An 8938-nucleotide genomic window follows, 5' to 3' on the forward strand; every position below is an offset into this window, starting at 1 on the left:
GCTCGCGCACCGCGCCGGTCTTCTTGGGCGCGTTCGGGTTCGGCGTCGAGCCGTCGATCGCCGCGCTGAAGCCGAAGACGATGCCGCCCTCGCCGATGTGGAACTGGACGATGTGCTCGACGGGGACCCCGTCCGAGCCGGTCAGCTGCGTCGTACGGCCCCTGGGCGGGACCTTGTACGTGCCCGGCTCCGGGCTCACCGAGCTCGGCGCGACCTCGAAGGTCCGGGTCGCCTGCTCGTTCTCCCCCACCAGCCACACGCGCTTCGCCTTGAGCGCGTAGACGACCCGCAGCCCGGTGCCGGACGAGGCCGGGACGGCGGTGGACGCCTTCTCCTTGCCGCCGTCGCCCTTGCCCTTCCCCTTGTCCTTCGGGTGCCCGGACGGGGAGGAGTGCGCGGCGCCGGCCTTCGCCGGGTTGTCCGGCGCGGCCGATGCCTGGAAGGCGAGGAATCCGACCACGGCGAGTGCCGCCGCGGTGAGCCCGGCCACGACCGGCCCCGAGCTGCTGCGTGCCACGCTGCGCACCCTTTCGTCCTACGTACGACTTTGCGGCTGACCGTAGCACCCGGCCGCCGCACCGCCGCGCCGTCGGCGGCCGGGGCCGCCCCGCCCGCCCCGTGTGGGCGCGAGCCGGTAGGGGAACAGGGGGCCGCGCCGCGCGCCGTAGGCTGTAGGGGTGCTGCTGCTCGCTCTTGATACCGCCACCCCCGCCGTGACCGTCGCGCTCTACGACGGGGACGGCGGCGCCGTCGTGGCCCAGTCGAACCAGGTGGACGCCCGGCGCCACGGGGAACTGCTGCTGCCCGCCGTGGACCGCGTGCTGGGCGAGGCGGGCGTGGGGCTCGCCGCCGTGACCGGCGTCGTCGTGGGCGTGGGCCCCGGCCCGTACACGGGGCTGCGGGTCGGCCTCGTGACGGCCGCGTCCTTCGGCGAGGCGCTGGGCGTACCGGTGCACGGACTGTGCACGCTCGACGGCATCGCGTACGCGGCGGGTGTGACAGGAGAGCTGCCCGGCGAGTTCGTGGTGGCCACCGACGCCCGCCGCAAGGAGGTCTACTGGGCGCGCTACGCCGACGCCCGTACGCGCCTCGGCGAACCCTCCGTCGACCGCCCCGCCGACATCGCGGAGACGATCGCGGGCCTGCCGGCGGTCGGCGCGGGCGCGCTGCTCTACCCGGACGACTTCGGGGACGTACGGGCCGACCTGCCGCAGCACCAGTCCGCTGCCGCGCTGGCCGCCCTCGCCGCCGAGAAACTCGCCGCGGGGGAGGAGCTGCCGGCCCCGCAGCCGATGTACCTGCGCCGCCCGGACGCCAAGGTGCCGGCCAACTACAAGGTGGTCACGCCCCGGTGACCGCCATCGCCGCCACGGTGACCGTGCGTGAGATGCGCTGGTGGGACCTCGGTCAGGTGCTGCCGCTGGAGCGCGAGCTGTTCCCGGACGACGCCTGGTCCAAGGGGCTGTTCTGGTCCGAGCTGGCGCACGCGCGCGGGCCGGGCGCCAATCGCCGCTACGCGGTGGCCGAGGACGCCGAGGGCCGCATCGTCGGCTACGGCGGCCTCGCCGCCAACGACGGCACCGGCGACATCCAGACCATCGCCACCGCCCGCGACCACTGGGGCACCGGCCTCGGCGCCCGCCTGCTGACCGAGCTCCTCGCCGCCGCCACGGCCTTCGAGTGCCACGAGGTGCTCCTCGAAGTCCGCGTCGACAACGCCCGCGCCCAGCGCCTCTACGAACGCTTCGGCTTCGAACCCATCGGCGTCCGCCGAGGCTACTACCAGCCCGGCAACGTCGACGCCCTCGTCATGCGCCTCACCGGCCCCCCGGCCCACGGCGAGGACGGCCCCGCTCCGCAGGGACAGGGGAGCGAGAGCCGGGTCTGACGGTCGCGGCCGAGATCGGGAGCATCCTCGACGACGCCTATGCCGCTGTCGCCCGGGCGGAGCGTTGAGCGCCGAAGCCTGGAGCTGGGAGCGTGGCCTGACCGCAGTAGTCAGGCGCGGTCCTCCGCGGACGCGATGGCGGCCCGTGCCCCCTCCGGCGCGGTGATCTCGAAGTCGGCGGCCAGCACCCGCAGCACCTCGTCCGCGTCGGCCAGTTCGCGTTCCTTGCGGGTGCCGTCCGTGGAAGTCTCCACGAGGGTGCGGCCCCGGAGGCCCAAGTGGCCCTTCGGAGTGGTGCGGTGGGCGGAGAGGGTGTGGGAGAAGGGGGAGCGGGGGTGGGTGGCCATGTACCAGTTGACGACCTCGACGTCCGCGGGCACGACGGGGTCGAGGGTGAAGGCGTACTGGTCGGTCCAGTCCCCGGACTCCGGGGCCTGGAGGGCCCACAGGTCCAGCGGCCCGTCGTGCTCCCTGCGCAGCAGGCGGTGGCGGCGCGCACCGGCCCGGAACTCGCTGTCCGTGACGAGCGGGACCGCTTCGAGCAGACCGGTGCCGCCGCCGAACCCGACGTCGGCGATGTAGCGGTGCTCCTCGCCGGGGACGCCGACGAGCAGCAGCATGTGGGTGCGCGGCCGTGCGGTGGCGGGGCCCCCGACCCGTAGGACCCGTGCGGTGAGCGGCGTGACGTGGAAGCCGAGGGCGCCGAGCACCGCCGCGAAGAGGGTGTTGTGCTCGAAGCAGTAGCCGCCGCGCCCGCCGCGTACGAGCTTCGCCTCCAGGTCGGGCAGGGCCAGCGACGGGGCCGAGCCGAGCAGGGCGTCCAGGTTCTCGAACGGGATGCTGTACAGGTGCGCGCTGTGCAGCGAGCGCAGCGCCTCCGCGGTCGCCCGCCGCTCGCCGGTCCAGCCGGTACGGGCCAGGTAGGCCTCCAGGTCGAGGCTTGGGGCAGGCGTCGTCGAGCTCGCGGGCTCGGGAGTCGGTGGCATGCGGACGACTGTACGGAGGCGGGGGTGGCTCTGTGCGGTCAGTACCCCCGGTGAGCTGGCGGGTTGCGAGGCGTCGACTCCTGTGGGTTAGCCTGCGATCACATGTGGTGACGGCGGTCCGTCGGCCGCCCTCGCCGTGCCGCGTCAGGGAGTTGAAGCACGTGAAGGATCCGCAGATCGCAGAGCTCATCCAGTTCGTCCGCGAACGCTCGCCGTTCTACCGGGAGTTGTACGCGGACCTCCCCGACGGCGCCGCGGAGCTGGCCGCCCTCCCGCTGATCCCCATGCGCGACTACTGGGCGGCGCACGGCCTGCGCGAGAGCCGGGTGATGACCGGGCCGCACACGGACGGCGTCGTCTTCAACACCGGAGGCACCACCTCCGCGCCCCGCATCTCCGTCTACACCTGGGACGAATGGCGGTCGGCCGGCCGCCGGTTCGGGGAGGCGCTCGTCGCCGCGGGGCTGCGCGACGGCGACCGGGTCGCCAACCTCTTCTACGCCGGACGGCTCTACCCCAGCTTCGTCTTCCTCTACGACTGCGTGCAGGACCTGCCCGTACGCACCGTGCAACTGCCCATCAGCGGCAACGCGCCCCTCGACTTCACGGTCGGCGTCATGCGCGACTTCGCCGCCACCGTGGTGGCCGCGCCGCCCACCTCGCTGTGCCAACTGGCGACGGAGGTCGTCGGGTCGGTGGGCTCGCTGCCGGACGTACGGCTGATGCTCTTCGGCGGGGAGGCGTTCTACGACGACCAGCTCGCCCTCATCGCCCGCGCGTTCCCGAACGCCGAGATCCGCTCCGGCGGTTACGGCAGCGTGGACGCGGGCGGACTGGGCGGCCCGGTCCCGGGCGAGCCCGACACGCGCGTCCACGAGGCGTTCGGGGACAAGGTGCTGGAACTGCTCGACCCCGACACCGGCGAGATCGTGGAGGAGCCGGGGCGGCCCGGCCGCGTGGTCGTCACCGACCTCACGCGGCGGCTGATGCCGCTGCTGCGCTACCCCGTCGGCGACCTCGCCGAGTGGGTCGACTTCCCCCGCCGCCGGTTCCGGCTGCTCGGCCGCTCCGGCGAGGAGGCCAAGGTCGGCACGGTCAACGTCGATCTGGAGGGGCTGCACCGGCTGGTGGCGAGCGCCGACGGCGCGGGCCGGTCGGTCGGCATGCAGGCCGTGGTCCGGCACCGGGAGGGGCTGGACGAGCTCGTGCTCCGCCTCGCGGGGGCGGGCGGGGCCGAGGCGGAGGACGGGCGCGTCGACCTGGAGCGGGCGCTCACCGCGCGCGTGCACGTCGAGGACTTCGCCGAGACCCTGAAGCTCGGCCTGATCCACCCGCTCGCCATCGAGTGGGTCGCCCCGGACGGCCTCGTCAGCAACCCCCGCACCGGGAAGCGGCTCCGGCTGATCGACGAGCGCGTCGGCTGACGGCGGGGCAGGACGGGGCAGGAGAGGGGGCCCGCGCGCCCGTGCTCGTACCTACGCTCGTGCGTACGCCTGTACCCACGTCCGGGTCCACATCCGCCGGTCCGGTCCCGCCGTCCGGGCGTCGCGGGTGACCCTTCGAACGCGAACTCCCCCTCCGCACAAAGCCGTTGGTCCAAGCCCCGGCGGCCCCGCCGCGCGGCCCCCGTGCGCCCGGCGGTTGTGACCTCACCCCCGCAGTGCTCGTTGCTCTCGTGAACACCGCAAGCGACGCTTGCCCAGCGAACGGAGACGCACTCGTGACGACGCTCACCGCTGCCGGGGAGGAGATCATTCCGCTCACCTTCGGCGGCCTCGCGTACGAGGGGCGGATCGTGCACCGGCCAGGCGCCCGCCTGGCACCCGTGGTCCTGGTCGGCGGCGCCTTCCAGACCAAGGAAGGCTGGGGGCGGGTGGAGCAGGGGTTCCTCGCCGACGCGACCGTGATCACTATGGACCTGCCCGGCGGCGGCGAAGCCGACCGGCTGCCGCCCGAGTGCGGCTTCGACTTCCTCACCGGCGCGCTCGACCACCTGCTCAGGTCGGTGGCGCCGGGCCCGGTCAACGTCTTCGGCGCCTCCTACGGCAGCGCCGTCGCCTACCGCTGGGCCCAGCTCCACCCCGAACACTGCGCCCGGCTCCTGCTGTTCGGCACCATGGCGCAGATGACCGAGCATGTGCGCGCGGTGCTCCAGCACTCCCTCGACCTCGCGGAGCAGGGGCGGCACGAGGAGTTCGTCGGGCATGTGCTGGGCGGGCTGGTGTGCTCCGAGCCGGACGCCGGCATCGCCCGCCGCAATGTCGTCATCCGCTGCCTGACCAGCATGCTCAACAACATGACCGCGGACGAGCTCGACAAGTACCGCGACAACACGACCCGGTTGCTGGACTACACCGGCGACCCCGAGGACGAGCCCGCCGCCGTCCCCATCCTGGTCGCGACCGGAGAGTACGACCCGCTGACGACGCCGCTGCTGAGCCGGGCGGCGGCGGCCCGCTGCGGCGACGCGCGCTTCACCACCATCAAGGGCACCGACCACATGGCCCACCTGGAGCGGCCCGCCGAGGTCGTCGACCTGGCGGTGCGCTTCTTCGAGGGCCGGCCGCTGACCGGCCTGGACTACTGCGGGCCGGTCGAGTACTTCGGACGTACGGGCCGCCTGGCCACGGTGCCGACGGGGCGGGCCGCCGGGCGGTAGGGGGCGCCCGTACGGTCCGGACGCCCGTACGTTCGTACGCGCCCTTCCGTTTCTACTCCCCGCCGCCGTTCCCCCGGGCCAGCAGGCCGTCGATGATCGCGGCCAGCTCCTCCGCGACGGTGTAGTCCTCCGTCAGCTCCTGCCAGCGGTCGGCGAGCGCGGTCAGCCGGGGGAGCTGGGCGGGGTCGGCCGCGTCGGGGGAGGCGAGCATCTCGGGGAAGTACCGGCGGCGGTCGGGCTGTTCCGCGCGGCGCGCCATGGCGGCCTGGAAGACCAGCTCGCCGTAGACGTAGTGCCACAGCGTCCGGTACATCCGCACGGCCCGGCGCTCGCCGAGGCCGCAGCGCATCGCCGAGTCGATGATCTCCTCGACCATCCACAGCGCGTGCCGGTCGGTGACGTCGCCGAGGCCGAGGATCTCCACCACCCACGGCATGCGGCGCAGCATGTCGTGCATGTGGACGGCGACGGCGAGGAGCCGTTCGCGCGGGTCCGCCGGGAGGTCGGGGCGGGGCAGGGTGCGCGCGGTGCCGACGAGTACGTGCATGAGCAGCTCGTCCTTGTCCTGGACGTGGTGGTAGAGGGCCATCGGCGTGCTGCCGACCTCCTTGGCGAGCCGCCGCATGCTCAGGGCGGCGACACCCTCCTCCTCCAGGACGCGGCGCGCGGTCGCGACGATCGTCTCCAGTTCGAGCCGGCGGGGGCGGCCGACGGCCCGCTTGCGCTGTTCCTTCGCTGTGTTCTGCGCCACGTCCTTCGTCACGGTCCCATTCTCTCAGCGGCTATTTTTATACGCGTATAGTAATCCTGCCGTTGGGTTGCCTCGCGAGGTCCGCGCGCCACGACGGAAGGGGACGGGTGTGGGCGACGAGGCCCGGCAGACGCGCTGGCTACTGGTGGTGGCGCTCACCGTGCAGTTCACGGTGGCGCTCGACATGGCGGTGGTGAACATCGCGCTGCCCGACATGAAAGCGGACCTCGGCTTCACCGCCGAGGGGCTCCAATGGGTCGTGAACGCCTACGCGCTCGCCTTCGGCGGCCTGCTGATGCTCGGCGGCCGGCTCACCGACATAGCCGGGCGCCGGCGCACGCTGATGGCGGCGCTCGCCCTCTTCGGCCTCGCCAGTCTGGGCGGCGGTCTGGTCTGGTCGCCGGGCGGACTCATCGCCGCCCGCGCGGCGCAGGGCGTCGCGGCCGCGGCCCTCGCGCCCGTGGCGCTCGCCCTGATCACCGTCACCTTCCCGGCCGGTCCGGCGCGCTCGCGGGCGCTCGGGCTGTGGGGCATGGCGGGGGCCGCGGGCGGCGCGATCGGGGTGCTGGCCGGCGGGGTGCTCACGGAGGCCGCGGGCTGGCGGACCGTACTGCTGGTCAACGTGCCGATCGTGGTGTTCGCCTACGCGGCGGCCCGCCGCTCGGTCCCCGCCGACCGGCGCACCGGCCCGGCCCCGCGGCTCGACGCGGGCGGCGCGCTGCTGATCACGGCCGGAATGATGGTGCTGGTCCTGGGGGTGGTGCGGACCGAGACGCACGGCTGGGGCTCCGCGATGACGATCGGCACGCTCGCCCTCGCGGCGGTGCTGCTGGCCGCGTTCGCCGCCGTCGAACTGCGGGTGGGACAGCCGCTGCTGCGGATGGGGCTGCTGACGCACCGGCCGGTGCTGGCGGCCAACCTGTTCATGCTGCTGCTCGCGTCCGGGCAGTTCGGCGCCTTCTACTTCTCCTCGCTCTACATGCAGCAGGTGCTGGGCTACGGCGCCACCGCGACCGGCGTCGCGTTCCTGCCCTTCTGTGTCGGCCTGGTGGCCGGTTCGCTGCTCGCGCCGCGCCTGATCGCCCGGCTCACGATGCGCTGGACGCTGGTCGTCGGCGGGGTGCTGGGGGCGGCCGGGTTCGCCTGGCTGGCCGCGGCGGTCGGCGTCGACGGCGGCTTCGCCGACTCGATCCTCGGCCCGTTCCTGCTCGCAAGCTTCGGCATCGGCATGTGCTTCGTGCCGCTGGGCACGGCCGGGACCGAGGGGGTCGCGGCCGCGGAGGCGGGCATGGCCTCGGGGCTGCTCAACAGCTCCCGGCAGATCGGCGGTTCGGTGGGGCTGGCCGCGCTCGTCACCGTCGCCGCGGGCGCGGCGGGCGGCAGCCGTGTCGAGGCGCAGGCCAATGGTTACGCGACGGCCTTCGGGGTGGGCGCCGTGCTGCTGGCGGCGGCCGCGCTGACGGCGCTGCTGCTGCCGGCCCGTACGGGCGTGAGCCAGGCGCGTACCGCCGATCCGGCCGCTGACTCCGCTGACTCCGAGCCCGTGGCCGAACACGACAGCGCACAGGAGGGCGCGCCGCGCTGAGCGTATTCTTGACTTCGGACGAAGCGAAGTCAGGGCTCACGCGGAGTTCCGTGGTGGGCCGCGTGGACGGGGAGGGCGGTCTCGCAGATGCACTGGTTCTGGTGGGTGTTCATCTTCTTCGCCCTGGGCGGTTTCACCAAGCTCGCCGACACCGCCCGTACCGCCTTCCGCACCCGCCATGAGCGGAAGCTGGAGCTGCTGGAGTCCGAGCGGCGCGAGCGCCAGGCGGAGCGGCAGGCCGTCGAGGCGGCGAACAAGCAGCCGGAGCCGGTCTGCGGCTGCGGGCACCACCTCGCGAAACATGACAAGCAGGGCAAGTGCCATGAGGCGGTCGAGGTGCCCGTCGCCTGGGACGCGGAGAAGAAGCCGGTGCAGTACGAGCCGGGCGTGTGCAACTGCCAGCAGTACGTGGGCCCGCAGCCGCTGACGACGCTCTACGCGCAGGACCTGACGGACCTGGCGTAGTCCAGGCCGTTCAGCCTGCCCCTTCGGTTGTGGTGGGCTGTCCCAGCAGCATGGCGGGCGCGCCCGCGACGCGGGTCAGGAAGATCACGCAGGAGTTGGGCCCGGAGGGCTTGAGCTTTCTGCGCAGTTCCTCCGGCTCCACCGCCGAGCCGCGCTTCTTGACGACCACGACCCCGATGCCGCGCTCCCGGACGATCGCCTTCAGCTTCTTGAGGTTGAAGGGCAGGACGTCCGTGATCGCGTACGCGGTGGCGTACGGGGTCGGCCGCAGCTCGTCCGCCGTCACATAGGCGATGGTCGGATCGATCAGCCGGCCGCCGACCTGCCGCGCGACGTCCGCGACGAGGTGGGCGCGGATGACCGCGCCGTCCGGCTCGTAGAGGAACGCCCCGACCGGGCCCGGCTCGGGGTCGGGCAGGCCCGCGCCGAGCAGGGTGTGCGGGCCGGGGAGCAGCGTCGCCCCGCGCGCGCCGGGAGCTCCGGCGCCGAACCAGAGCACGGCCTCCTTCACGTCGCCGCCGTCCGAGATCCACTCGGCCTCCGCCTCGGCGGGGATGATCTCGTGCGGGATGCCCGGCGCGATCTTCAGCGCGGCGTGCCGGGC

General features: G+C 73.6%; 9 protein-coding genes and 1 pseudogene. 6 read left to right on the plus strand and 4 right to left on the minus strand.

What is annotated here, in order from left to right; translation table 11 throughout:
- Positions 1–517 (minus strand): hypothetical protein (locus ACFU99_RS22180; protein WP_384394569.1); only part of this gene is annotated, 517 nt, incomplete at its 3' end.
- Between the two features lie 160 nt (positions 518–677).
- Between ACFU99_RS22180 and tsaB the strand changes: the two genes are divergently transcribed.
- Both tsaB and rimI read left to right on the plus strand, forming a co-directional pair.
- Positions 678–1355 (plus strand): tRNA (adenosine(37)-N6)-threonylcarbamoyltransferase complex dimerization subunit type 1 TsaB, encoded by a 678-nt coding sequence (gene tsaB / locus ACFU99_RS22185; RefSeq protein ID WP_384394571.1) that lies wholly within the window; start codon positions 678–680, stop codon positions 1353–1355.
- Positions 1356–1387: 32 nt separating this feature from the next.
- Positions 1388–1888, plus strand: coding sequence for a ribosomal protein S18-alanine N-acetyltransferase (gene rimI, locus ACFU99_RS22190; RefSeq protein ID WP_384394583.1), 501 nt, complete (start codon positions 1388–1390; stop codon positions 1886–1888).
- Between the two features lie 110 nt (positions 1889–1998).
- On the opposite strand, the gene ACFU99_RS22195 is transcribed toward rimI, so the two are convergent.
- Entirely contained in the window at positions 1999–2874 is an 876-nt protein-coding gene (locus ACFU99_RS22195) for an arylamine N-acetyltransferase (RefSeq protein WP_384394573.1), read from the minus strand.
- A 161-nt stretch (positions 2875–3035) separates the two neighbouring features.
- Between ACFU99_RS22195 and ACFU99_RS22200 the strand changes: the two genes are divergently transcribed.
- Together ACFU99_RS22200 and ACFU99_RS22205 are read left to right on the plus strand one after the other, a co-directional pair.
- Positions 3036–4298: a phenylacetate--CoA ligase family protein gene (locus tag ACFU99_RS22200; RefSeq protein WP_384394575.1), complete on the plus strand. Its 1263-nt coding sequence runs from the start codon at positions 3036–3038 to the stop codon at positions 4296–4298.
- 296 nt (positions 4299–4594) lie between these two features.
- Positions 4595–5533 (plus strand): alpha/beta fold hydrolase, encoded by a 939-nt coding sequence (locus ACFU99_RS22205; RefSeq protein ID WP_384394577.1) that lies wholly within the window; start codon positions 4595–4597, stop codon positions 5531–5533.
- 52 nt (positions 5534–5585) lie between these two features.
- On the opposite strand, the gene ACFU99_RS22210 is transcribed toward ACFU99_RS22205, so the two are convergent.
- Positions 5586–6296: a TetR/AcrR family transcriptional regulator gene (locus ACFU99_RS22210; RefSeq protein WP_384394579.1), complete on the minus strand. Its 711-nt coding sequence runs from the start codon at positions 6294–6296 to the stop codon at positions 5586–5588.
- A 172-nt stretch (positions 6297–6468) separates the two neighbouring features.
- Here ACFU99_RS22210 and ACFU99_RS22215 point away from each other — a divergent pair, with 172 nt between their 5' ends.
- Both ACFU99_RS22215 and ACFU99_RS22220 read left to right on the plus strand, forming a co-directional pair.
- A complete protein-coding gene (locus ACFU99_RS22215; RefSeq protein WP_384394585.1) occupies positions 6469–7869 on the plus strand; it encodes an MFS transporter in 1401 nt (466 codons plus the stop codon).
- An 87-nt stretch (positions 7870–7956) separates the two neighbouring features.
- On the plus strand, positions 7957–8334 hold the full coding sequence (locus tag ACFU99_RS22220) for a hypothetical protein (RefSeq protein WP_384394581.1): 378 nt from the start codon (positions 7957–7959) through the stop codon (positions 8332–8334).
- 10 nt (positions 8335–8344) lie between these two features.
- Here ACFU99_RS22220 and ACFU99_RS22225 read toward each other — a convergent pair.
- A pseudogene (locus ACFU99_RS22225) lies at positions 8345–8938 on the minus strand (SAM-dependent methyltransferase); the annotation flags it as partial.

Source organism: Streptomyces sp. NPDC057654 (assembly GCF_042800135.1).
Taxonomy (GTDB): Bacteria; Actinomycetota; Actinomycetes; order Streptomycetales; family Streptomycetaceae; genus Streptomyces.

Excerpts from the sequence above, each read along its gene's own strand:
- rimI (WP_384394583.1), top strand. The coding sequence starts at position 1,388 with ATGCGCTGGTGGGACCTCGGTCAGGTGCTGCCGCTGGAGCGCGAGCTG.
- ACFU99_RS22195 (WP_384394573.1), bottom strand. The coding sequence starts at position 2,874 with ATGCCACCGACTCCCGAGCCCGCGAGCTCGACGACGCCTGCCCCAAGC.
- ACFU99_RS22215 (WP_384394585.1), top strand. The coding sequence starts at position 6,469 with ATGGCGGTGGTGAACATCGCGCTGCCCGACATGAAAGCGGACCTCGGC.
- ACFU99_RS22220 (WP_384394581.1), top strand. The coding sequence starts at position 7,957 with ATGCACTGGTTCTGGTGGGTGTTCATCTTCTTCGCCCTGGGCGGTTTC.